Annotated in this window: 23 protein-coding genes; 14 read left to right on the forward strand and 9 right to left on the reverse strand. The window is 42.5% G+C overall.

Annotated elements, in window-relative coordinates:
- The 3 genes from carA to AC2SLO_RS05705 all read right to left on the reverse strand — a co-directional run bounded on the left by carA (nt 1) and on the right by AC2SLO_RS05705 (nt 3,378).
- Nucleotides 1-1,257, reverse strand: a complete 1,257-nt coding sequence (carA, locus tag AC2SLO_RS05695; RefSeq protein WP_486540949.1) for a glutamine-hydrolyzing carbamoyl-phosphate synthase small subunit — start codon at nt 1,255-1,257, stop codon at nt 1-3.
- 378 nt (nt 1,258-1,635) lie between these two features.
- Entirely contained in the window at nt 1,636-2,181 is a 546-nt protein-coding gene (locus AC2SLO_RS05700; protein WP_486540896.1) for a phosphatase PAP2 family protein, read from the reverse strand.
- 111 nt (nt 2,182-2,292) lie between these two features.
- Complete coding sequence (locus AC2SLO_RS05705; RefSeq protein ID WP_486540894.1) at nt 2,293-3,378, reverse strand: DUF475 domain-containing protein; 1,086 nt, start codon at nt 3,376-3,378, stop codon at nt 2,293-2,295.
- 289 nt (nt 3,379-3,667) lie between these two features.
- Between AC2SLO_RS05705 and AC2SLO_RS05710 the strand changes: the two genes are divergently transcribed.
- From AC2SLO_RS05710 to AC2SLO_RS05730, 5 genes are all read left to right on the forward strand, one after another.
- Entirely contained in the window at nt 3,668-4,204 is a 537-nt protein-coding gene (locus tag AC2SLO_RS05710; protein ID WP_486540893.1) for a gamma carbonic anhydrase family protein, read from the forward strand.
- A 323-nt stretch (nt 4,205-4,527) separates the two neighbouring features.
- Nucleotides 4,528-5,208, forward strand: a complete 681-nt coding sequence (locus AC2SLO_RS05715; protein ID WP_486540891.1) for an HAD family hydrolase — start codon at nt 4,528-4,530, stop codon at nt 5,206-5,208.
- A gap of 107 nt (nt 5,209-5,315) precedes the next feature.
- Nucleotides 5,316-6,411, forward strand: a protein-coding gene (gene prfB / locus AC2SLO_RS05720; RefSeq protein ID WP_486540889.1) for a peptide chain release factor 2 whose coding sequence is annotated in 2 segments (ribosomal slippage) — nt 5,316-5,387 and nt 5,389-6,411 — 1,095 coding nt in all. Because the reading frame shifts where the segments join, the coding sequence is not laid out codon by codon here.
- Between the two features lie 390 nt (nt 6,412-6,801).
- Nucleotides 6,802-7,236 (forward strand): DoxX family protein, encoded by a 435-nt coding sequence (locus tag AC2SLO_RS05725; protein WP_486540887.1) that lies wholly within the window; start codon nt 6,802-6,804, stop codon nt 7,234-7,236.
- 93 nt (nt 7,237-7,329) lie between these two features.
- Nucleotides 7,330-7,971 (forward strand): FMN-binding negative transcriptional regulator, encoded by a 642-nt coding sequence (locus AC2SLO_RS05730; protein WP_486540885.1) that lies wholly within the window; start codon nt 7,330-7,332, stop codon nt 7,969-7,971.
- Between the two features lie 72 nt (nt 7,972-8,043).
- On the opposite strand, the gene AC2SLO_RS05735 is transcribed toward AC2SLO_RS05730, so the two are convergent.
- A complete protein-coding gene (locus AC2SLO_RS05735) occupies nt 8,044-8,844 on the reverse strand; it encodes a Cof-type HAD-IIB family hydrolase (RefSeq protein ID WP_486540883.1) in 801 nt (266 codons plus the stop codon).
- Between the two features lie 268 nt (nt 8,845-9,112).
- Between AC2SLO_RS05735 and AC2SLO_RS05740 the strand changes: the two genes are divergently transcribed.
- The 6 genes from AC2SLO_RS05740 (at nt 9,113) to AC2SLO_RS05765 (ending at nt 13,620) form a co-directional block, all read left to right on the forward strand.
- A complete protein-coding gene (locus tag AC2SLO_RS05740) occupies nt 9,113-9,541 on the forward strand; it encodes a tetratricopeptide repeat protein (protein ID WP_486540881.1) in 429 nt (142 codons plus the stop codon).
- Between the two features lie 230 nt (nt 9,542-9,771).
- Complete coding sequence (locus AC2SLO_RS05745; RefSeq protein WP_486540879.1) at nt 9,772-10,053, forward strand: hypothetical protein; 282 nt, start codon at nt 9,772-9,774, stop codon at nt 10,051-10,053.
- A 417-nt stretch (nt 10,054-10,470) separates the two neighbouring features.
- A complete protein-coding gene (cobT, locus tag AC2SLO_RS05750) occupies nt 10,471-11,547 on the forward strand; it encodes a nicotinate-nucleotide--dimethylbenzimidazole phosphoribosyltransferase (protein ID WP_486540877.1) in 1,077 nt (358 codons plus the stop codon).
- On the forward strand, nt 11,547-12,371 hold the full coding sequence (cobS, locus tag AC2SLO_RS05755; protein WP_486540875.1) for an adenosylcobinamide-GDP ribazoletransferase: 825 nt from the start codon (nt 11,547-11,549) through the stop codon (nt 12,369-12,371). The genes cobT and cobS overlap by 1 nt, the downstream gene beginning before the upstream one ends.
- A gap of 22 nt (nt 12,372-12,393) precedes the next feature.
- Nucleotides 12,394-12,939 carry a histidine phosphatase family protein gene (locus AC2SLO_RS05760; protein ID WP_486540873.1) on the forward strand — a complete coding sequence of 182 codons (546 nt, stop codon included), beginning with the start codon at nt 12,394-12,396 and terminating at the stop codon, nt 12,937-12,939.
- Between the two features lie 90 nt (nt 12,940-13,029).
- Nucleotides 13,030-13,620, forward strand: coding sequence for a YhgN family NAAT transporter (locus AC2SLO_RS05765; RefSeq protein ID WP_486540871.1), 591 nt, complete (start codon nt 13,030-13,032; stop codon nt 13,618-13,620).
- Nucleotides 13,621-13,903: 283 nt separating this feature from the next.
- Here the strand turns inward: AC2SLO_RS05765 and AC2SLO_RS05770 are convergent, their stop codons facing one another.
- From AC2SLO_RS05770 to hutU, 5 genes are all read right to left on the reverse strand, one after another.
- The gene (locus AC2SLO_RS05770) at nt 13,904-15,535 is read right to left on the reverse strand and encodes a YfaP family protein (protein ID WP_486540869.1); all 1,632 of its coding nucleotides are present in this window, start codon (nt 15,533-15,535) and stop codon (nt 13,904-13,906) included.
- A gap of 583 nt (nt 15,536-16,118) precedes the next feature.
- Nucleotides 16,119-17,459: an imidazolonepropionase gene (hutI, locus tag AC2SLO_RS05775; protein WP_486540867.1), complete on the reverse strand. Its 1,341-nt coding sequence runs from the start codon at nt 17,457-17,459 to the stop codon at nt 16,119-16,121.
- An 83-nt stretch (nt 17,460-17,542) separates the two neighbouring features.
- Nucleotides 17,543-18,667: a formimidoylglutamase gene (hutG, locus tag AC2SLO_RS05780; RefSeq protein ID WP_486540865.1), complete on the reverse strand. Its 1,125-nt coding sequence runs from the start codon at nt 18,665-18,667 to the stop codon at nt 17,543-17,545.
- A 56-nt stretch (nt 18,668-18,723) separates the two neighbouring features.
- Complete coding sequence (gene hutH / locus AC2SLO_RS05785; protein ID WP_486540863.1) at nt 18,724-20,283, reverse strand: histidine ammonia-lyase; 1,560 nt, start codon at nt 20,281-20,283, stop codon at nt 18,724-18,726.
- 114 nt (nt 20,284-20,397) lie between these two features.
- Nucleotides 20,398-22,119 (reverse strand): urocanate hydratase, encoded by a 1,722-nt coding sequence (gene hutU / locus AC2SLO_RS05790; protein WP_486540861.1) that lies wholly within the window; start codon nt 22,117-22,119, stop codon nt 20,398-20,400.
- A gap of 451 nt (nt 22,120-22,570) precedes the next feature.
- On the opposite strand from hutU, the gene AC2SLO_RS05795 reads away from it, so the two are divergent.
- From AC2SLO_RS05795 to AC2SLO_RS05805, 3 genes are all read left to right on the forward strand, one after another.
- On the forward strand, nt 22,571-23,389 hold the full coding sequence (locus tag AC2SLO_RS05795) for a UTRA domain-containing protein (protein ID WP_486540859.1): 819 nt from the start codon (nt 22,571-22,573) through the stop codon (nt 23,387-23,389).
- Between the two features lie 255 nt (nt 23,390-23,644).
- Entirely contained in the window at nt 23,645-23,971 is a 327-nt protein-coding gene (locus AC2SLO_RS05800) for a metalloregulator ArsR/SmtB family transcription factor (protein ID WP_486540857.1), read from the forward strand.
- Between the two features lie 99 nt (nt 23,972-24,070).
- The gene (locus tag AC2SLO_RS05805) at nt 24,071-24,214 is read left to right on the forward strand and encodes a DUF6691 family protein (protein ID WP_486540855.1); all 144 of its coding nucleotides are present in this window, start codon (nt 24,071-24,073) and stop codon (nt 24,212-24,214) included.
- The last annotated feature ends 443 nt before the right edge of the window (nt 24,215-24,657 follow it).

Consider the following 24,657-nt stretch of genomic DNA (forward strand, 5'->3'; position numbering starts at 1 on the left):
TTAACCTTGCTTAGCAGCGGCCATCATGTCTGCAAACTTCTTAAATAAAGGCGCAGCATCATGAGGTCCAGGACTGGCTTCAGGGTGACCTTGGAAGCTAAATACCGGCTTATTGGTCAGCTCAATACCTTGGTTGGTACCATCAAATAATGAGCGATGCGTGGGCTTGATGTTGTCAGGAAGCGTTGATTCATCAACCGCAAAGCCGTGGTTCTGACTGGTAATCATCACTGACTTGGTTTCTAAGTCTTGAACAGGATGGTTGGCACCATGATGACCTGTTTTCATTTTCATGGTCTTTGCACCGCTGGCAAGACCAACCAACTGGTGACCTAAGCAAATACCAAACGTTGGAATATCCGTCTCTTCAATAATATGACGCACTGCATCGATGGCATAATCACAAGCAGCAGGGTCACCAGGGCCATTTGATAAGAAGATACCATCTGGATTCATCGCTAATACGTCAGCAATTGGGGTGGTGGCAGGCACAACTGTCACCTTGCAGCCGATGTCGACCAGCATACGTAAGATATTGGTCTTGGTGCCGAAGTCATACGCCACCACATCATATTTATGTTCGATGTGTTCGCCTAGTTGTTTGTAGTAACCGCCAGTGTCACTTTCGGTTACGCCGTGTACGCCGCGGTCCGCTAATTCCCATGTACCTGCTGTCCACTCAAAGCCTTCTGGATGAGTGCACTCTTTTGCAAGATCCATGCCCTCAAGTCCTTCAAAACCTTTGGCCAACTCTAGCGCTTTTGCGACGTCGTCATCACTTAGGGTATCGCCATTGCTTGCGGTCAGGATACAGCCGTTTTGAGCGCCTTTATCACGCAGGATACGGGTCAACTTACGGGTATCAATTTCAGCAATCGCAACAGTTTCTTGACGAATAAGATAATCGGATAAGCTTTCTGAATTACGGAAGTTTGAGGTGGTCATGGTGGCATCACGAATAATCAAACCTTCTGCCCAAATTTGATGCTTTTGATAAATATCGCCAGATTCGGCATCTTCACTATTGGTACCTGTGTTACCAATATGTGGATAGGTTAGGGTGACAATTTGTTTGGCATAGCTTGGGTCAGTCAGAATTTCTTGATAGCCCGTCATTGAGGTGTTAAATACCACCTCACCGATGCGGTGACCGCTTGCACCAATTGAGATGCCGCGAAAAATGCTGCCGTCAGCCAAGGCCAATACAGCTTCCGCTTGATTTAAATTAGTGTGAGTTGTGTCTTGTTGTACGCCCATATTACCACCCTTGTTATTCGTGTTTATCATGACCTGACATTTGTGAAAATTACGATTGTTTTTCTGCTCAATAAAATTTGATTTAACAAATTTCAGCCACAAAAAAGCGAGTAGACCAATGACAGGAAACAACAAAATCACTAAAGGATAGGTCATTAGTGAGTGTTGCAAACTGTGTCATGTCTACTCGCTTAGGTACAGATTTTGCATATTATACAAAACCTGACTCTAAATGGCTAGGCAATCATTAAAAATATATCCACGCAGGTCGAATATTTTCTTTGTATTGGTAATAGGCTAGATGGGGGTGACTCTAACAAATTCCAATCGCACTGTTTATCTGTCATTAATAATGAGCTAATATTATTAATAAAGTGCTTAGAACTGATAGTGTACGGCTAACTGGTATGACTCAGGTGCGAGATTGGCGCTGATGTGTAGGTTATCATTGTCATAGCTTTTGGTAAAAAACAGACTACTTGCTACGCCAAGAGCAGCGCCGGCCAGCACATCAGAAGTATGATGCTTATCTGCCTCTACCCGGCTATAGCCAACAAAAGTCGCACCAATATAGGCTGGGATACTCACTTCCCAGCCATAGCGTTTATGAATGAAGCTAGCACCCTGAAAGGCGATAGAGGTGTGACCTGATGGAAAAGAGTCATCATCACTGTGATCAGGACGTTCTTTATCAACAAGCTCTTTTAGACCATAGGTCGCCACCGCATTGGTCGCGAAAGATTTATAAAACTGGTTGCGTCCTTCCTCGTCGTTCATATAAAAGGTCGAGCCATAGGCAACAGCAGGGATGGCAACCATCACGATATCGCCAGCCGTTTCGATGTCTGAGCTGCCGGCATGAGCAGGGCAAGTCGCCATCATGGCACCTGATAATAACAGGGCGGAAGAATATGTGTATCGCATCAACTATTTCCTAAAAACTATTTTCTAAAAGAAGGCTCGTTCCAAAAATGAAGGCTCGTCAGCTCAACAAGACTTGAACTTAAAAGGGTTGGCTTAAATTTAGATAGACTTTTAATCATTGGCCTGTTCATGTTTGCGATATTGGATCGAATTAAATAAAGACAATCCAATAAACGCCACCCCAATAAGCCCAGTAACCAGCTCAGGTACATGAAACTTCATGGACAATAGCATAATAATTGCCAATGCCCCAATCGCATAATGGGCGCCATGTTCTAAGTAAACAAATTCATTTAGCGTGCCTTTATCTACTAAGAAAATCGTCATCGAGCGCACAAACATCGCACCAATTGCCAAGCCCAACATAATGATAATCACATCGTTGGTAATCGCAAACGCACCAATCACCCCGTCAAAACTAAATGAGGCATCTAATACTTCAAGATAAATAAAGCCTGCGATACCGCCCTTCAATATAGTTGAGGAGACGCCCGATGTATTGGTAATAATGTTGCCTTTCGCATCCGTTAGCACCTCGCCGTCATCCGTATCGCTGCTACCCTCAAGCATGGTTGAGAGTACATTGACTCCCAAATACACTAAAATACCCCAGATACCGGCCATTAATATAACCGACTGATGAGCGTCATCGACCCAGCTTAAAGAGATCATCAATACCACAATGGCCACAAAGGTACTCATGGCATCCACTTTGCTAAACCGTCGCAGTTTACCCTCAAACCATTTAAACCAAAGGACGTCTTTATCGCCAAATAAGAAGGTTAAGAAGACCAGTAATAAGAACATACCACCAAACGCAGAAATCTCAGCATGATGCGCGTTGAGATGCTGGGCATATTGGGCAGGCTCATTTAAGGCAAGTTGAATGACCTCAAAGAAGCCTAAATTGGCGGTTACTGCCACGATAACAATAGGGAATACCAAACGCATACCGAAGACGGCTACCAGAATGCCAATTGTTAAAAATATCTTTTTCCAGAAGTCATTCCAGCCTTTTAAAATTGAGGCATTGACCACCGCATTATCAAAAGACAACGATATTTCCATAATCGCTAAGATGACCGTAATGGCAAGCGCCTTACCCAAGCCGGGGACGCCACCATGTGAGAAGCCCCACCACGCTGCGACGATTAAACAAAAAATAGTAAAAATAAAATCGAATAAAAAATGACGCATAGGGTATCCAGAAGATTTAGTCATTTTAATTAGAGCAGTTTAGTTATTAATGTTTTAAACATGAATAATATGACTATAAAAATATGACTATAAAAAGGCAATGAAAAAGTGTTTTGATAGATGGAGCAGATAATAGCACGAGTACAACGGACAATAAATTGACTTTATGACAAATGATTGGATAATGCTCATAAAAAGATAGTATACAATATAATAAAATGACCGGATTAGACTTTTAACCGTTAAGACTTAGCTATTAAGACGTAAAGCAATTAAAAGGATTTTCAACATGATATATAAGTATTTGGATAAAGCTCCCCAGTTTGCGACACCCTTTGAAGGTTGGGTTGCCGATAGTGCCCGAGTCATTGGCGATGTGTCACTCGGTCATAAAGCCAGCGTTTGGTTTGGTGCGGTGATTCGAGGTGATAATGCGCGTATTAATATTGGCGACTTTAGCAATGTGCAAGAAAATGTAGTGATTCATACCGATGCGGGTATCGAAGTGAATATCGGCGATTATGTGACCATTGGTCATTTAGCGATGTTGCATGGCTGTAGCGTCGGTGAAAACAGCCTAATCGGTATTGGTTCCGTGGTACTCAATAATGCGAAAATCGGTAAAAACTGTATCATCGGCGCAAAAGCATTGGTCACTGAAGGCAAAGAGATTCCAGATAACTCACTAGTGATGGGGTCACCGGCGAAAGTGGTCAAAACATTAAGCGATGCGCAAGTGGCGATGCTTAAGATGTCCGCCTTACATTACGCTCATAAGTGTCAAGAGTTTAAGACAGGTCTTGAAGAGATGCCACTGCCTGATTAGGGTTATAGTATTAATAGTTATAGAGCTAAAATGTATAAAGCGTAAAATTATTAAGCCAGCAATTAGCTTATAAATATAAAGCTTAGAGTTTGGAGCTTATCGCGCTTTTCGCTACTATCTTGGCTAGCATAAGGCGAGGCGTGTGGCTTTATCCCGTTCCTGCTACCGCGAGAACGGTCTAAAGCTCACGCCTCTGCCTCATGCGTCACCAAGTATATCCGCTGCAATCACGGCTAAACCGCACTACTTTCACACTCAGGTTAAGGGTAAACAGACCCTAATATATTTAATCACTTATAGAACTGTTTTTAAAAAGGTATTTTATGCAATCAAAAGAATTGGCTTTATTTGACTTAGATCATACGTTATTGGATGTCGATAGTGATTATCTTTGGGGAGAATATATTGTTAAAAATGGTTTGGTTGATGAGGCAGAGTATCGCACCGCGAACCAGCGCTTTTATGAAGAGTATATTGAAGGCACCTTAGATGCGACAGAATACAATGAATTCGTGGCGCAGTTTTTAAGTAGCTTACCGATGGACAGACTGTGTGAGCTACGCGAAGACTATATCAAAACTGAGATCGAGCCGCATATGCGCCCCCAAGCTATCAGTACCTTGCGTCATCATTTGGAGGCTGGGCATGATGTGGTTATCATTTCGGCGACGAATGACTTTGTGGTGTGTGCCATTGCTGAACGCTTCGGTATCGAGCAGGCAAATGTATTGGCAACGCCACTTGAGGTCAAAAATAACCGCTATACCGGTAAGCTTACGGACAAGCCAAATTTCAAAGACGGTAAGCTCTATCATCTGAAAAAGTGGCTTGATGGACAGCAAGACCAAGGTATCACTTATGATAAAACGTATGCTTATTCTGATTCAAAAAATGATCTGCCCTTGCTTGAGTGGGCGGATGTCGCTATCGCAGTCACGCCAGACGATGTACTTCATGCCCATGCCTTAGCGCACCGCTGGGCGGTTGAAGACTGGTCGCTTTAAAATCGAAATTAAGAAAATCGAATGTGTTAGCGTCAGTCCTACTTTAATTTAGTACCCTTTCTATTCTTTTATAACCCTTACAACTTTTTAAAACCTTAGGAATATCAATGGAAATCAATCAATATCAAGAACAAATCAAAGACTTAACCGACCGTGCGCAGGATCTGCGGAGGTATCTTTGACTTTGATGGGAAGTCAGAGCGTCTAGAAGAAGTGAACCTTGAAATGGAGAACCCAGAGCTTTGGAATGATCCAGAGCGGGCGACCAAAATCAGTAAAGAAAAAAGCCAGTTAGATAGCGTGATTAATACCATAACAGGGTTAGAAACTACCTTAGAAGACGCGGCCGCGATGCTAGATCTGGCAGTAGAGGCGGATGACGAGAGTCTACTTATTGATGTGCAAAGTGAGTTAAATGCTGCAAAGGCTCAAGTTGAAGATCTAGAATTCAAACGTATGTTTAATGGTGAGATGGATGCCAATAACTGCTTCGTTGATATCCAGTCGGGCAGCGGCGGCACTGAGGCGCAAGATTGGGCAGAAATGCTGCTTAGAATGTATACACGCTGGTGTGAAGCGCATGGCTTTAAGGTCGATATCACCGAAGTCTCTGCTGGCAGTGTGGCGGGCATTAAGTCAGCATCCTTTAAGGTATCGGGCGATTATGCGTTTGGTTGGCTGCGTACCGAGACAGGGGTGCATCGTTTAGTGCGCAAGTCGCCTTTTGATAGCAATAATGGTCGTCATACCTCGTTTGCCGCGGTATTTGTGTCGCCTGAAATTGATGACGATATCGACATTGATATCAACCCTGCAGATCTGCGTATTGATACTTACCGCTCAAGCGGTGCCGGTGGTCAGCATGTCAATACCACCGACTCTGCGGTACGTATTACCCATGAGCCAACCAATATCGTCGTACAGTGTCAGAATGAGCGTAGCCAACATGGCAACAAAGCCACTGCAATGAAGATGCTGCGTGCTAAGCTGTATGAGCTTGAGATGCAAAAGCGAATGGAGAAACAACAAGCAGTTGAGGATAATAAGTCGGATGTCGGTTGGGGCAGTCAGATTCGCTCGTATGTACTCGATGACTCTCGGATTAAAGACTTACGCACAGGTGTTGAGACCTTTAATACCGGCGCAGTATTGGATGGCGATCTGGATCAGTTTATTGAAGCCAGCTTAAAGGCAGGATTATAAGACCAGCGTTATAGGAATAGGGATAAGGTTGTGAGGCAGATCTATTATTAAACAAAAGTTAAACAATTTTGACTTAGTCAAATTAGAATAATCAATGTAATCTAATAGTTATAAACTAAAAGGGATGATTGGGGGTAGGTTGGTCTTTCGTATGTAGCTTGAATCTTTGAGTATAGTATTGCTGGCTATCCCCCAACCTCACCCTGCTTTTTTAATGTCATTGTCTTTATATCAACCTTATTCAATAAAATAACCTATCCTTGTTAGACTCGTTCAAGCTCATTAAATCTATTATTTGTCGCATTTGACTTGATACGTTTGGACTTGGCTTTCTCGTTAGGTTAATGACTAGATTAGGTATTAAAACCATGCGAATGTAAGGAGTAGTCAATGAAAGTGCTGTTTAGTTCCATGTCGCGTTTTGAACCATACGTCTTAGCTCTCTTACGAATTGTCACCGCCTATGCTTTTTTATTGAATGGAACAACGAAGCTGTTTGGTATTCCTGTTAGCGAGCATATGTTTCCAGAGTTATTTTCGTTTAGATGGTTTGGGGGACTGCTTGAGGTAGTACTTGGAGTAATGATACTTATCGGCTTTCAGACCAGACTGGCGGCCTTTTTATGTTCAGGAATGATGGCGGTGGCTTATTTTGGATTCCACGCTGAGCTTAATAACTTTTGGTTGCCTTTAAATAATGAAGGAGAAGGGGCAGTGTTGTACTGTTTTATCTTCTTATATTTATGGGTTCGCGGAAGTGGGGCATGGGCTGTAGACAAAGAAACGTATTTGCCAACCGATCCGAACCATTTATATCATCGTTAAGCAAGTTTAATAGCGATAACGATAGCGAAATACCTATGATTAAAACCGTTTAACACTTATGATGTTAAACGGTTTTCTTTTTTGGAGTGTGGCTTGTTTATCCCGAAATCTTTTGAGCAAAATGACAGTGAAGTTTTAAAGGCGTTTATTGAACAGCATCCGCTAGCAACGATTATTGCGATAACATCAAGTGGTCTTGAGGCCAGTCATGTGCCGATGCAGTGGATTAAAGGTGAGGATGATTCTCAATGTGACTATTTGCTAGGACATATCGCTAAGGTCAATCCACTGAATAATTCTGATTTGTTGTTAACGGAATGGTTGGTTATTTTTCAGGATGCAGGGCATTATATCAGCCCTAATTGGTATCCGAGTAAAGCAGAAACACATAAGCAGGTACCAACTTGGAATTACCGCAGCGTACATATTAGTGGTAAGGCTCAGCTATTAGATGACGCAAACAGTCTGATTGATATTCTAACTCGTATTACCCATACCTTTGAGTCGAATCAGCCCAAGCCTTGGTCATTGAAAGATGCTCCTAACAACTATGTTCAAGGGTTGTGCCGAGCCATTGTGGGTATTCGTATTGATATACAAATGGATAAAGTAAAGGCGCAGTTTAAACTTAGTCAAAATAAGTCTGACTCAGACAGAGCGGGTGTAGTTGCAGGATTAAATGCGGTAGGTACAGCGGATGCTAAAAAAATGGCATCCCTAATTGACTTAAACTAAGCCCAATTTAACTAAATAAGATATCTTCATTATTTAGTTAGCTGTCAAATTATCAAAGCCAATGGGATAGAATCAACCAAGCAAATGCTGTACCGCAGTTTGCAGTCCATACTCTTCAATAGTACCGGTGATCAAATCTGCCTTAAGTTTGAGAGTGGGCTGGGCGTCACCCATGGCGACAGCATAGCCAACGGCATCAAACATCTCTAAATCATTATAGCCATCGCCAATCGCCATGGCATCTTTGATATCAATATTTAAATACTCACAAACATCAATAATACCGCGCGCTTTAGATGCTTCTATAGGCAATATATCGCCGCCAACATGATGCCAATAGACAAGCTTTAATCCCCGCTTAGCAAAGTTAACCTCTTCTAGCCTTTGAGTTTCACTATTAAAAAACACAGAACATTGATAGACATTATTGGACTGGTAATAGTCTGGATCTATGATGGCGTTGGGATTATTCGCAATAAATGCACGTATCGCTGCATTATCATTTGCCCACGCCAGATGACGGTCAGAGTCAAACTTATGAACCACGTTTTTTTGGATGCACAGCTCATGTATTCTGCTGGCTTGATCGCGGCTAAGTGGATAGTGACTGATAATGCCTTTTTTATCAAAGCTATATTGACCATTGGTACAGACGATGGCATCGAGAACATCGGCATCCAACAGATCATAAATATCTTTAGGAATAATGGACTTTGAGCGGCCAGTGGCAATCACCAGCTTAATATCAGTGGCTGCAAGCTGTTCTAGGGTCGCTTGGTTATGCGGGGCGATAATACCGTCTCGACTTAAGGTATCGTCAATATCAAAGAAGATAATCTTTGGAATAAAGGTAGGCGCTACTGTGTCTGTCATGAAAATCCTGCATACATAATAAACAAGGTGAGTTTGGGTTCTAAAGTGGCAGACTCAAAAGTCCCTGCCGGCATTAATCATATCATTATATAGACAATAAGGCGGCATAATCCAAGTCTCATTGGTCTTGTATTGTCAAAAAGTCCAGTCACCTAGGCGAATCTGCTAGAAGAGTGTAAATAGCCCTGCATCAATAGGAACAAGGTTCTATAATAAGTGATAGATGTAATGGATTTTTAGATAGATTCCTAAATAAACAAGGCAAAAAATGATTAACACCAAACTATATAAGTCGATATATCAATTAGCAGAGCAGCTATTGGAAGCGGATAACAAAGGCGATCAGGCTGAATTCGATAAGCTATATACTGAGCTTGAAGAACTATGTCAAGCGCATGAAGGTACAGATAAGGACCATCCTGCACAGTGGGAGACGTTGGCCGACTTTACAGCAGATTTCGATGAAGCGTTAGCGCTGTATGATAAGGCCCTCGCGAAAGCGCAAGCGATTAACTCCAAAGACCATTTGGCATCCATTGCCTTTTCAAAAGCGGAATTGCAGCATCAACTGGGTCAAACCGACGCAGCGATTGAAAGCTTACAGTTTGCCAAAACGCATGCCAACAAAATCGAAGACAAAGAGTTTAAAGTTGAGATTAATGAGATGCTAGAGGCGTTAACAGGTGGCTCTTCTTAATAACACGTCGCACCAAAATAGTCGGTTAATACCTATAAGTTTAAATAAAGCTAGAAGCCTTATAGGAAGAAGGATTGATTTTAATAAAATTTTTATAATGTCAGGATACACTTTCCCAAACTATGATGGTATTATAATTTCTTGATGACTGGTTTAAAGTTAAATTAGTTTTATTTAACAAGTCTCACTGATGCTATGAAGTGATTCTTTATTATTCAAAGGGAGAGGAAATGACTGCATTAGGGTCTATTTTATTAATTATAGGTTGTATTATTTCACTGATATTCACTATTAAATTGATTGTTATTGCATTTCAGGAGTCAACAGCTTGGGGCTTAATGTATTTATTTATACCTTTCGCTAGCCTTTACTATATCATAACTCGCTGGCAGAAATGTAAATCACCATTTCTTAAGTCATTAATATCTTTACCATTTATTATTATAGGTTTTGCATTAATAGCCTCAGGTCAGCAAGATGCTATAAATCAGGCAGTAATGAATGGCTACTAAAGTCTAATGCGTTAGATGTCTTTAGAATAAAGCTAACAAAGCTAACAAAGCCCACCTTTTACTTAGTAATTGGTGGGCTTTGTTATATACGTTTAAAAAAGTCATAAGGCAGCTAATTGAAAGTACTACTTAGATAGTCTTAGCGTTATTAACGTTAGAGCTGTTTAGTGAGTGGTTTTCTGGATATAGCTTTTGATATAAGTCATGGGCTGATGATATACAAAAATTGACATTATGCGTTAAACTACACCTAAAATAATGGCAGATTTAAGTTAGAGTATAGGGCTTCATACGGGCTTTCTGCTATGGTAAGTTTAGCTCTGCTCATGTTGTAGGGTCTATATTAAAAAGCCTTACATATTTTAAGTGGCTATGTGCTGCCCTGACGTTTTCATTACATATAAAAGGATTGGATTCTTGGATACCCTAAATCTACCGCCTATTGCTAATATCGATAATGCTGAACTGCGCGCTCAATTACAGCAAAAATTAAACAGTCAGGCAAAGCCTTTGGGTTCACTTGGCAGACTTGAATCATTAGCGATTAAGATTGGTCTTATTCAACAGATGGCTAGCCCAAACATTCAGAAGTCGCAGATTCGTGTGTTTGCGGCAGATCATGGCTTGGCTAAACATGGTACGTCAGCGTTTCCAAGTGAAGTAACAGCACAAATGGTGCTTAACTTCTTAAGGGGCGGGGCTGCAATTAATGTATTGGCGCGTCAGCATAACATCGAGTTAAAGGTAGTCGATGCAGGCGTTGCCGCTGACTTTGCTGATTTCGGTGTGCAAGATGATCCGCAGCTCATTACCGAACATAAAGTGCGTCTGGGTAGCCGTGATGCCTTAACTGAGCCTGCAATGAGTAACGAGGAATGTCTGCAAGCCATTAAAGCCGGTATGCAAATTGCCAAGCAATTAGACGGTGAGGTATTTATTGCCGGTGAGATGGGGATTGGTAATACTTCTGCTGCCAGTTTATTGCTGTCACGATTAGAAGATATTCCGATCGCAGACTGTATTGGCCGTGGTACAGGCCTTGATGACTCGGGACTGGAGCGTAAACTTGATGTGTTGACTCGAGTGTTAAAGTATCATGAGCAAGCAGTAACGCCTATGCTAGCACTGGCCGCATTGGGCGGGCTTGAAATTGCAATGATGGCAGGAGCATTTATTCAAGCGGCGCATGACAGACGGGTATTGTTGGTCGATGGATTTATTACTAGCAGTGCGTTATTGGTCGCTGAGCGTTTAGCGCCTGGGGTATCTCAATATGCTATCTTTGCGCATCATTCGGTTGAGCCCGGCCACGCGCATTTATTAAGCGTTTTAAATGCAGAGCCTTTACTTGATTTTAGAATGCGTTTGGGTGAGGGCAGTGGTGCAGCACTTGCTTATCCGTTATTGCAATCAGCCTGCTTAACGCTTAATGAGATGGCAAGCTTTGCCGATGCTGGTGTGAGTGAACAAGACAATGGCGAGAAAGCACAGTAATGTCTTTAGATTCTAAACGCTCGATTAAACAAGCGATTATCCATGAATGGCGACTGTTATTGGTCGCCATTCAGTTTTTGACCCGTATTCCGGTTGAGCTTAAGGTGTATGAGCCAAACTGGCTACACCAAAGTAGTCGGCATTTTCCAGGTGTCGGCTTGTTAGTGGGTGCTATTTGCGCAGTGGTATTTGCAATCGTTAATTACTTTTTTAATCCGCTGATTGCGGCGGCAGCAACTACTGCTTTTGGAATTAAACTCACGGGTGCTTTTCATGAAGACGGGCTGGCCGATACCTGTGATGGCATCGGTGGCGGTTTAACCCGTGAGCGTACCTTAACCATTATGAAGGACTCGCGTATCGGCACCTACGGAACATTGGGACTGGTGTGTGCTGTATTATTAAAGGTGAGTCTGCTTGCTATAATGCCAACAGCAACGGCACTCGCGGCACTTATTATAGCGCACAGTGTGTCTCGGCTCATGTCGACTAGTCTAATTGTGGTATTGCCCTATGGTGGTGAGATTGAACATGCCAAGGCCAAGCCCATGGCACAGCAAATGAGTAAGCGGCAGTGGCTAGCAAGTAGCTTATGGCTCATTGTAGTTGCCGCTATCCTGATACTGTTTATCCCAGAGGCGTTGTGGGAAATTGAACTGGGGCAGTGGCTCTTGGTGGTGACATTTGTGATGATAGCGGTCATTCATATGTACCAGTTATTAAAACGGCGTATCCAGGGCTACACCGGCGATGGCTTAGGGGCAACGCAGCAAATAACGGAGATTGCCGTATATGCAGGACTGGCAGCAAATATTAATTTATAGCACATAGATTTGGATATGAATTATGACAACGCTGTATATTTGGCGGCATCCTAAGCCAACGGGGGTACGTGGGCTATGTTTTGGGCAAACCGATGTGGACGTTAATAGGCGTAAACTAAAGCGCTTGGCCAATCGTATTAATAGCTATGTCAAAAAGCACCGATTGCCCAAGGTGATTTGGGTCAGTCATCTGAAGCGTTCAAAACAGGTCGGTCAATTATTGCAGCAGCGTGGGTTTGAGTGTCATATTGACCCACAATTAGCGGAAAGCTATTTTGGCGCATGGGAAGGCAAACCTTGGTCACAGATTGGCAAGTCAGATATTGATGTCTGGTGCGATAATTTCGCTAGCTTTGCGCCAGAGGGTGGAGAGAGTTTGACCCAACTTTTCGAGCGGGTAAGTGTTTGGATGTCTCAATACCAGTCAACTCAACATATATTAGTAGTCGGACACGCCGGATGGATTACCACTGCTAAAATGATTAGTGGTGGCCAAGAAGTACCTCAAAAAGCCAAAGACTGGCCACAACCTGTAGGCTATGATGAATTGAGTATATTAAAGTTTTAGGATTAAGGCTGATAGTTATTCAGGTCTTTATTAAAGACGGCTTTTAGCCTCAATGTTTCACTAAAATAACAACAAAAACCAAGGGTATTTATGGAGATATTTGCAACCGCACTCACTTTGTTTTTAATTATGGATCCACTGGGTAATATCCCAATATTTTTATCAGTACTTGATAAAGTGCCAGAAGAAAGAAGACGTTTTATTATTGTTAGAGAATTGTTGATTGCACTGGTCTTGATGGTACTGTTTTTATTTGCAGGCGGTAGTATTTTGCATACCTTAGGGCTGACCACCGAAGCGGTTGCTATCGGCGGCGGTCTGGTAATGATGATTATTGCCATTCGAATGATTTTTCCGAATCGAGGCGGGGTGATGAGCGATGAGGATGATGAAGATGGCGAGCCATTTATTGTACCGCTAGCGATTCCTTTAATCGCAGGACCATCTATTTTGGCGACCTTAATTCTAATTACTGAAAAAAACCCAGAGAGTATTTTAAAAGCGCTTCTTGCCTTACTATTGGCCTGGTTGGTGTCGTCTATTATCTTGCTGTTCTCCACCAAGCTTTACAATATTTTAGGTCATCGCGGTCTAAAAGCCATTGAGCGTTTGATGGGTATGATTCTAATCTCAATTTCGGTACAAATGCTATTAAATGGTTTTACGTCTTATTTATCATAAGCTGACAAATATGTTCTCGTATGAACGTTCAACTTATCCTGTATTACCTATCGCTTGTGGTTTAATTCTGGTTTTGAGCCTGCTCGTGCTCTTCACTATGATGAGCCTCAATGCGATGTTTTATATGTTCTTCAATACGTGTTCTGACATAGTGAAATGATGAAAAGCGGGATTGGAATATTAAATTATTTATAAGGTGAAGCTGCAATAAAAAAAGAGCGCTCCTAATTTTAGAAGCGCTCTTTTTGACTATCAATAATATTTTACTAGACTGAAATGAAACTTACTGAGAAGGGCTTATGCAGTATTTCGGTTCAGAGCGATTCAATATATCAAACTGCTGCTCTGTATCATTCTCATTTAGCCATTGATCGATAGATTCGAATGTAATATTACATTGATCATCAACAACGAAGTCAAAAGCATGCCAAAAGTAGCTGTCATTATTTTGATCATTTAATGTTGGTGCTAGAGTGCGTTTACGTACGGTTGGACCTTCAAACTGAATGCTAATAGGTGAGTCTTTTAAGCCAGGATTTTTTGTATTCTCATAGTTATGAACACCGTATTTATAACGTCCAACCATTAGATTACGTACAGTAATAAATTCAGGACCATAGCTGTCAATATCATCCACATCCAGATTCGCAAAAGGCGCTTGGCTTAAACTACCTTGCTCTTCAAAATAAATGTGATCACCTGATGGAGTAATCAAATGAGCATCAGCATCATAAGGTTGTTCACCCCAAGTCAGTCTAATAGATAAGGTATCATTGTTATTACTCACGATTAAACAGCCATTCTCTATCGTGTAGTCGTTACCCATGGTAGATATAGATATGGCATTAGAGCTGCGATTGCCATTTTGAGCATAGACATACAAATCACCTGTTTCGCGAACAGGTAAATAGAATTCACCCAAGTTATTGGTTGTTGCAGTGGTTAGAGAAGAATAGCTAATACCGTCACCTTTGACTAAAGCATTAGGAATACGGTTACCATCAGTATCAGCAACGCAGCCATTCACACCGACCGTTTGCATAGCAACGTCAACGTTCCAAGCACCTATGTTATCAACCTCGGCAATATATGCAGGTTGACCATTTTCTAGGGTAATTAAAGTGGCAGTACCTCTCTGAACCCAACCAGAGTCTTCAGGTGCATAATAAAAAAGTGGCATCTGAGTCAGTAAGTTACTTGCTGGGCTACGGGTAGAAACAGGAATAATGACAGAGGCTGTATTATCATCAGAAAGGACTAATGCATTACCATTACTATCTGTTGCAGTAATAATTAAAGCGCCGAAGCTCTCCATAAAGCCGCCACCAACAATGACATAACCACCGGGCATCTCTTCGGGGTCAATACTTGGAGTTACTGCATCAAGAGTAACACGTACATCACCAACAATAGGCTGGCCGTCTGCGCGTTGTAAAGTGTTAGCAGGAATAGTTACTTGAGCGCCGTAACTATCGACTACAACAATAATATCTTCATTTGAGGACTGAACCACACTTGCGATACTGGCATCGTTACTAATTTGATATTCAACCTGCATAGGTAAGCTACCTGCAAGTGATGTTGTAAACACACGCTCTGGATAATTGTCTGCAATGACTGTGAAGGTAACAGAGTCCTGTGTTTCTAATAAAGGTATCTCAAATACACCATCTTCTGAAGTCATAACTTGTTGATCAGAGAACTTAATAAGAGCATTGGTAATAGGCTCTAGAGTCTCTTTATCTATTAAAGTACCTTGAATGCTTACATTGGCTTGTTCAGAAGGATTAGTTGAATCAGTGTTGATAATGGATGAATTGCTAGAATCATCACCACCACAAGCAGATAATAGCAAAGCAGTAGCAATGGCTAAGGTGAGATTTTTTGCTACTGGTTTGACGTGTATTTGTTTCATAAAACAACCTTGTATAGTGGTACGATAAATTGGTATAGATATACAAAATATTAAAACTTATATAAATATACAGTTAAGTTATAAAATAGTAACATGAAATTTTTTGTTTAGAAATACTAATCTATAAGTGATATCAATTAAATATGATGATAAGTAATAAAACAGTCTAGCTGGTATAATTTGAGACAATAAAAAGAGCGCTCCTAATTTAAGAAGCGCTCTTTTTGAATACGGCTAGTATGAAGAGTGATGCTTAGGGCGTGTGGAACATTCGACCATGGCACTGGCGGCGACTATTTTTTAGTCAATATGCAGGGAAATTTTTGACGCTTAGTCATTCTAAGTTTGACAATTTCGCAATATATTGGCAAAAAAGAGTCCCGCCCCTGAGAACGGATTAAGCAAAGCACTGCTTTGCCCGTTCGCAAGGCGAGAGCTGTGCTCGAGTGAGGCTGATGCTAAAATCGCCCCAGACGTTGTTGCAAACCTAATCAAGGTCTAGACATTAACTACGGTTTACGCCTAGTCTGAAACAATTTTAGCTATCAGCAGTGCTAATTTGCGAATGTTCCACACGCCCTAATTAGCTACGCCATTCACCACTACTCATCACATCCGCTAATGGATTAAGGCCCATCTGGTAGGCAAGATCAGCAGGACGTTCGATATTCCATAAGCTCAAATCTGCATCATTACCAACTTCGATACGTCCTTTATTATCTAAGCCTAGCGCTTTTGCTGCATGAGTAGTAATACCTGCGAGCGCCTGCTCAGGAGTCATACTAAATAAAGTACAGCCCATATTTAGTGTCATTAATAGTGAGGTTAATGGAGATGTACCAGGATTACAGTCGGTCGATAGCGCAATCGCTACGTTGTGTTTATACATCGCATCCATTGGCGGCAATTGGGTCTCTTTTAACGTATAGAACGCCCCTGGCAATAACACAGCGACTACATCATGCTCCGCCATTTTCTCTACATTTTTCTCTGATAAATATTCTAGATGGTCAGAGGATAGGCCGTTATAATCAGCGACCAAGCCACTGCCATCCATATCACTTAACTGCTCAGCATGAAGCTTAACAGGTAGACCAAGCTGTTTTGCGGTATTAAATACTTTGGCCATTTGTGCTTTGCTAAAGCCAATGTTTTCACAAAAGCCGTCAACCGCGTCAATTAAACCTTTATTATGCAAAATTGGCATCCACTCGCATACTGCATCGATGTACGCATCTGAGCCGTTTTCTTTGTCTTTATACTCAGTCGGTAGGGCATGGGCAGCAAGATAGGTGGTCTTAACTGTAAGGTTATAATCTTCGCCCAGTTGGCGAGCCACCTGTAGCATTTTGCGCTCAGTCTCTAAATCAAGACCGTAGCCTGATTTAATCTCGATGGTGGTCAGACCTTCAGCAAGTAGCGCTTGCAGGCGGCGTTCAGTTTGTGCGTATAACTCTTCAAAGCTGGCCTCACGTGTTGCTGTTACTGTGGAGATGATACCGCCGCCATTTTCAGCAATCTCTTTGTAGCTGACACCCTGCAAACGCGCTTCAAATTCATTACTGCGGTTGCCGCCGTATACGAGGTGAGTGTGGCAATCAATTAAACCAGGTAATAACCACTGACGATTGGCATAAATGATTTTGTCATCAGCATCCTCTTGAGTGATAGCATGATGATAAGCTTGGCTATTTAAAGCACTTTGGCTATCACCAATCCAGCTAATTTTGCCATCATTGATGGTAAGAGCGCCGTCTATGATTTGACCATAAGGGCTGTGCGGCTTTGATGACTTTGAAGGGTCAGAGTTTGCAACGGCTAACGCTCTATCAAAGCCGTATACTTCGGAGAAAGTAGCGATATTGGCATGCAAAATAAGAGTATCAAAATGTTCAGGAAAGTTATTATTGGTTTTGGATGTCATAGTAGACTCCGATTCTATAAATGAGTTTCTTAAGTCATGAATTATTAAATGAGTCGTGGTTAACTTATCAGCTGATTGTTTATTTAATGCTGTTGTAGTAAATGATGCTGAATCATTAACGCTAAAAAGCGGGCAGTAACTTTGCAACTGCGCTCATCTATATCATAGGTGGGGTTAATTTCAGCAACATCAGCCATTTTTACCTTACCACTGGCAAAAATTACCTCAAGACAACGTTCAGCAAAGTCAATGGAGATGCCTTTAGCTGCAGGCGCACTCACGCCAGGGACAATACTGGCAGGGAAGGCGTCCATATCCATCGTAATATATAGCACGTCTACTTGCGCAATAAATTGCTCTAACTGTTTTGCGACAGAATCCCAACTACTGCGAGCGCATGAGTCATCACTAATAATCGTCACGCCAAGCTTATCGGCTCTGTCAAACAGAGCGGTGGTGTTAGAAAACTGACTGATGCCAATAGCACAGTAGTGAAACGGTTGATCATGTGCTTGATTGTGCTCAGCGATTTGACGAAACGGGGTGCCAGAAGTGCCTTTTTGAGCGTTACGGATGTCTAAATGCGCGTCAAAATTAATAATGCCAATCTTAGGCGCTTGAGTATTCGAGTCATTTTGGGCAGTATTCTCGGGACTATTTAACGCATTCCAAAGTCCCATATAACTGGCATAGGCAATGGCATGACCGCCGCCGATACCGATGGCTAGGCTGCCTCGATTGATAATACCAGTGACTTGCTCGCTGTATTTTGCTTGCGTCTGCTCTAACACGTCAGGCATTAAGCTGTCGTTGTCATAACAGGCAATATCACCGATGTCACTTAAAAACGTGTCATATTCTGCTTTATCAAATTTATCTTGCAGCGCCGGCGTGATAGGCAGCTTAGCAAAGGTTTGACGAATAGCAGGCGGCGCATATCTAGCACCAACACGTCCTAAATTACGACGCACGCCTTGATCACAGGCAAAACCAACTAAGGTTACCTTTGAAGAGGGTTTATTATGCTGAGCATCTGATGGGTCAGTCTCTTCTGAGTTAAAAGCATCACACGGCTGAATCAGCTGATACCAATACAATGCGCGTTCTGATTCATCAGGCTCAGCACGGCCCGTCCAAAGACTGGAGTCAAAAGGAATATGCTGAGCCCCAATGCTTGTGTTATCGCTTGAAGATGATGGGGTTGACATAATGAACACTCTCAAAGATTATAAAGTTATATAAAAGGTTATGAGATTACTGAGCGTTAACGTTGCAAAAACCAATCAGCTCGCAGCTCAGACCAATGCTGATTGAGTGCAGTAGACAATACCAACTGCTTGGCCGCTTCAATATCTGGCGCAAGATAGCGGTCTTTGTCATAAAAGGTCACCTTTTCACGTAACAGGCTGTGCGCTTGGCTTAACAGCTTCGAGGTTTTTAGCCCTTTATGGAAATCAATCCCTTGTCCTGCTGCCAATAACTCGATACCAACAATGGTGGCAGTGTTTTGCGCCATATCATATAAACGGCGACCGGCAAAGGTGGCCATAGACACATGGTCTTCTTGGTTGGCAGACGTCGGGATGCTGTCAACGCTGGCAGGATGTGCCAGTGATTTGTTCTCTGAGGCTAGGGCAGCGGCGGTGACATGCGCAATCATAAAGCCAGAGTTCACCCCTGGATTTTCGACTAAGAAAGGCGGTAGACCACCATTTAAAGTAGCATCGATAAGCAGTGCCACACGGCGCTCAGACATAGAGCCAATTTCGGCGATAGCTAATGCCAACGTATCGGCAGCAAAGGCAACGGGCTCTGCATGGAAATTACCACCAGAGATAGCAACCGGTTCGTCTTCATTTCTAAAGATTAGTGGATTATCAGTGACGGCATTGGCTTCGATGAGTAGCGTATTGCCTGCTTGATTAATGATATCGAGACAAGCACCGATCACTTGAGGCTGACAACGGAGGCAATAAGGGTCTTGTACGCGGTCATCGTTCTCGGTGTGCGAGGCACGAATTTCACTGCCAGCAATTAAGCTACGGTGCGCTTTGGCAATTTGAATCTGACCATGATGGCCACGCACCTCATGAATACGCGCATCAAAAGGCGAGTCTGAACCACGAGCAGCGTCTACTGAAAGCGCACCAACTACTGTCGCTGTTGCAACTAAATCTCGGGCTAAAAAATAACCACGCAGCGTAAGCGCAGTTGACACTTGAGTGCCGTTAATCAGCGCCAAACCTTCTTTAGCCGCGAGCGTTACCGGCTCAAGTCCGGCTTGTGCTAACGCCTCTTTGGCCTCAACTTCTTGGCCATTGACATAGCAGCTGCCTTGGCCGAGAAGGGTTAACGTCATGTGTGATAATGGCGCTAAATCACCTGATGCACCGACTGAGCCTTTGGCCGGAATATGCGGAATAATGTTGTTATTAATCAAACCGATTAAACCGTCTATCACGTCACGGCGTACGCCAGAAAATCCTTGAGCTAGGCTAGCAACTTTCATAACCATGATTAGGCGTACCACGCCGTCCTCTAAGCGCTCACCGGTACCAACGGAATGGGATACGATGAGATTATATTGCAATAAGCCTAGCTGATCATCACTGATACGGGTTTTGGCTAAAAGACCAAAGCCGGTATTGATGCCATAAGCGCTTTTGTCACGTGCAATAATTTCTTTGACACAGTCATGTGATGCATCGATGTCTTGATAAGCGCTATCGACAAGATTAACGTGTACTGGCGCATCATAGACTTGGCGCAGTTGTTCGAAAGTAAGCTTACGTGGGGTGAGGGTTAGTGATAAAGGCTGGGTCATTATTATTATTCCTATAAAATGTAAGATTAGCTGGTAAACGGTAAAACCGCTACAAGGCGAGCCTAATAGTGATACAACAGTTGACGAATATAATGGTGCGCTATTTAACAGACCTTACTTAATCATAGGTAGTTTTAGCCCATATTCCTTGGCTGTTTTTATAGCCAACTCATAGCCTGCATCGGCATGACGCATGACGCCAGTACCACAGTCATTGACTAATACGCGAGACAGACGTTTGGCTGCCGCATCGCTACCATCAGCAACGATAACCATGCCTGAATGTTGTGAATAGCCCATGCCAACACCGCCACCATGATGTAGTGATACCCAAGTTGCACCGCCTGCTACGTTTAGCATGCCATTTAATAATGCCCAATCTGATACCGCATCTGAGCCGTCTTTCATGCTCTCGGTTTCACGGTTCGGACTGGCAACAGAGCCGGTGTCTAAATGGTCACGACCAATAACGATTGGTCCTTTAAGCTCGCCATTTTTGACCATTTCGTTAAAGGCAAGACCTGCTTTATCACGTTCACCTAAGCCAAGCCAGCAAATACGTGCAGGCAAGCCTTGGAATTTAATACGCTCATTGGCCATATCTAACCAGCGATGCACGTGTTTGTTTTCTGGGAATAGTTCTTTAATCTTCTGATCTGTTTTGTAGATGTCCTCTGGATCACCTGATAGCGCTACCCAGCGGAATGGCCCTTTACCTTCGCAGAATAGTGGACGGATATACGCAGGAACGAAGCCTGGGAAATCAAAGGCATTTTTGATACCTTCGTCATAAGCGACCTGACGGATGTTGTTACCGTAGTCTGTCGCTGGTACGCCCATTTTTTGGAATTCAAGCATGGCTTCAACATGAATGGCACATGAACGAGCCGCGTCTTTAGCTACTTTTTCAAATTTGCTAGGATCTTCTTGCGCCGCTCTCCATTCTTCTACAGTCCAGCCAATAGGCAGATAGCCATTGACCAAGTCATGAGCAGACGTTTGGTCCGTTACTAAGTCTGGCTTAATCTCGCCCGCTTTGGCACGTTTTACCATCTCTGGTAGGATTTCGGCAGCATTGCCTAATAGAGCAATGGATACTGCTTCACCAGCTTCAGTGTGCTTTTTAATCAGATCATAAGCTTCGTCTAAGTCCTTGGCTTGTTTGTCAACGTAACCGGTACGTAGACGGAAATCGATGCTGCTTTGCTGACATTCGATGTTTAATGATACAGCACCTGCAAATGTTGCTGCTAATGGCTGCGCGCCGCCCATACCACCTAGACCTGCAGTTAAAATCCAGCGACCTTTCCAGTTGTCCGTGCTAGCAGTAGCATCCCCTTTACCATAATGTTGACGACCGGCTTCGGCAAAGGTTTCATACGTACCTTGGACAATGCCTTGGGTACCGATATAAATCCAGCTGCCTGCGGTCATTTGTCCGTACATCATTAAATCTTTACGATCAAGCTCGTTGAAGTGCTCCCACGTTGCCCATTTTGGCACAAGGTTTGAGTTAGCGATTAATACGCGAGGCGCATCTTCGTGCGTTTTGAATACGCCGACAGGCTTACCTGATTGAACCAATAAGGTTTCTGTGTCTTCTAATTCTTTTAAAGACTCTAAGATTTGATCGTAGCTTTCCCAGTTACGCGCTGCACGGCCAATACCACCATACACAACTAAGCTTTTTGGGTTTTCAGCCACATCAGGATGTAGGTTGTTTTGCAACATGCGAAAAGGTGCTTCGGTTAACCAGCTTTTACAAGTTAATGTTGTGCCAGTAGGTGACGCTATTTCGCGGCTCTCGTCTCGGCGAATAAATTTGGAATCAGTCATAAAATAGTCCTTTATATAAATTTAAGAAAAGAAAACAGGGGTTATTATGGATATTTGTATAGACAAATTATCAAGAAAAAAATAAGGATGCAAGACTTTTTTAGCAAAGCTAGGCTTCAATGTATATTTGTTTGGTATTATTGGTTTAGACTTTCTAAATTAATATGACAGCCAGATGACAGATTATAAATTACTGCTATACTAACAGGCCCATCATGCTTTAAGCAGCAGGTAAGTATCAATATAATCAGATAAGTAGCTAGATAATCAGGTAAGTAGCAAGATAATCAGGTAAGTAGCAAGATAATCAGGTAAGTAGCAAGATAATATTGTCTTAGCCGGCACTGCAAGCTGTCTGCATGGGTTTTAGTTAATGCTTACAAAGTATTAAGTGCCATTGTAATATGTACATATTTTTATATTTGTTAACTTAAATAATGAGCCTTATCTCATGTCAAAAAAGCCACAACAAGCCAAGCGCCCAAAACCTGCGTATCAACGTATCAAAGAAAGTATCTTAAAAAATATTCATTCTGGTAAGTGGCAGGCAGGTGAGGCGATTCCTACTGAGTATGCACTGGCGGATAGATTTTCTGTATCACGCATGACGGTTAATCGCGCCCTAAAGGAGCTGAGTGAAGAGCGGGTTTTGGAGCGCAGACAAGGGTCCGGCACTTTTGTGGCGCAGCAGCAATACAATCATACTGTTGTGGAGGTGCGTAATATTGCCGCAGATATTCGAGCCGCCGGTAAGCAATATGAAGCCAAAGTCGTCAATCAGCAGCGTCTGAGAGTCAGCGATATCAGCCCGCGTATTATATCAATGTTTACCGCGCCAATGCTTGATGAGAAAGGCGATAACACCACGTGGGATGAAGATGCCGAGCCAAGCAATCTACCGAACAACAAGCTATTACAGCGTAATAATGACGATCCTATCGATGAAGTAGAGATTGTACATATTGCAGATGGCAAACCGGTGCAATTTGAAGAGCGCTGGGTAGATGCATCATTGGTGCCTAACTTTATTGAGCAGAATTTTAGTGTGATAAATACCAGCGAGTATCTTATTGAACAAGCGCCGCTACAAGGGGGCAATTATACCATTCGGGCAGTCGCTGCACCCAAAAAAGTCGCTACTGCACTACAGATGGAAGCAGGGGAACCGGCATTGTTATTAAGTCGTCAGACCTATTCAGCCGGCCGTGTGGTTACCTTCGTGAATATGTGGCATGCTGGCAGTCGTTACCAATTCTCTGGTATTTTGTAGTCTTAACCTGCATCATCAAAGCGTGATCGGATTAGATGAAAGCTATTAATATCAGACTTAATTATGAATAGTAATTATTCATGATTAAGCCCTTTTAATGCATCTGACGCTTAAGAATTTATGACATAAATAGACTATGTCATATCAGAATAAACTTATGCCATAATATTATACAAAATTATATAATATTTATATGTATAGACTTGGCGGTTGTATATAATAGGGTGTTATACAACGGATATAAGAGATATAAATATGCCAAATAAAATAAAAGACACAACCAATATTGATGTGGGAGCATTAAAAGAATCAGCTTCTAAAGCGTCTGCGCTACTGAAGTCATTGTCGCACTCAGATCGTCTACTGCTATTGTGCCAGTTGGTAGAGTCTGAATCTTGTGTGCGTGATTTACAGCAGGCAACGGGTATTAGGCAGCCAAGCCTGTCGCAGCAGTTGGGCGTGCTACGTGAGAATGGTTTGGTGAATACTCGCCGTGAAGGTCGCCAGATTTTTTATAGTATTGCCAGTGATGATGCGCTGGCCGTGATGCAAGTTTTGTATCAGCGCTTTTGTACAAAATAGAGTTATCTTAAAGAGGTGACTTAAGTTTTTGAACCGGTTCAATAAATGAGAATAAATACCTGCGTCAACCTCAAATAAGTGGCGACGATTGAGAGCCTTATGTTTGGTATTGGCTGGGGCATTCTTGGGTTTTGTCTAGCGCCTGTGTTAGTTACTACATTTGCAGGCTACACCGAGTCGATGATATTTGTGGTGGCGATGCTGGCAGGATTTTGGTTACATGCCAAATTAATCAAAAACTAGACGTTAATCTCAAATCATACGGGGTAGGCAGGTTTGGTTTGAAGTGTACATAAAACAGAACTTTAATATAACCTTTAATCTCAGCTAATCATCAATTTGCTGTTAACCTGATTATCTCGTATAATACGACTCACTTTATCAACCCACGCCACGACACATCTGTGTATTTGGCCACAACCTACGGAGGAATCAGCATGTATTTGTTTCAAAAGACTGTGTTACAGATGACGCAAAACACAATGAGCGATGACCTCGGTACGGTTCATTTAGGCTTTAACTAAGCTTATTCTACCTCGATCATTTCTTTAGGCTAGCTACTGGCCATAATTTAATTTGCATTGTCTTAACTCATTGACCTTTGGTTAATGGGCTTTTTGCGTCTGTCATTTAACATAGTCAGCGAACTACTAAACGGTTACGGTGTTAACCTCGCTAAGCCAACA

This window comes from Psychrobacter sp. CX14 (assembly GCF_057396205.2).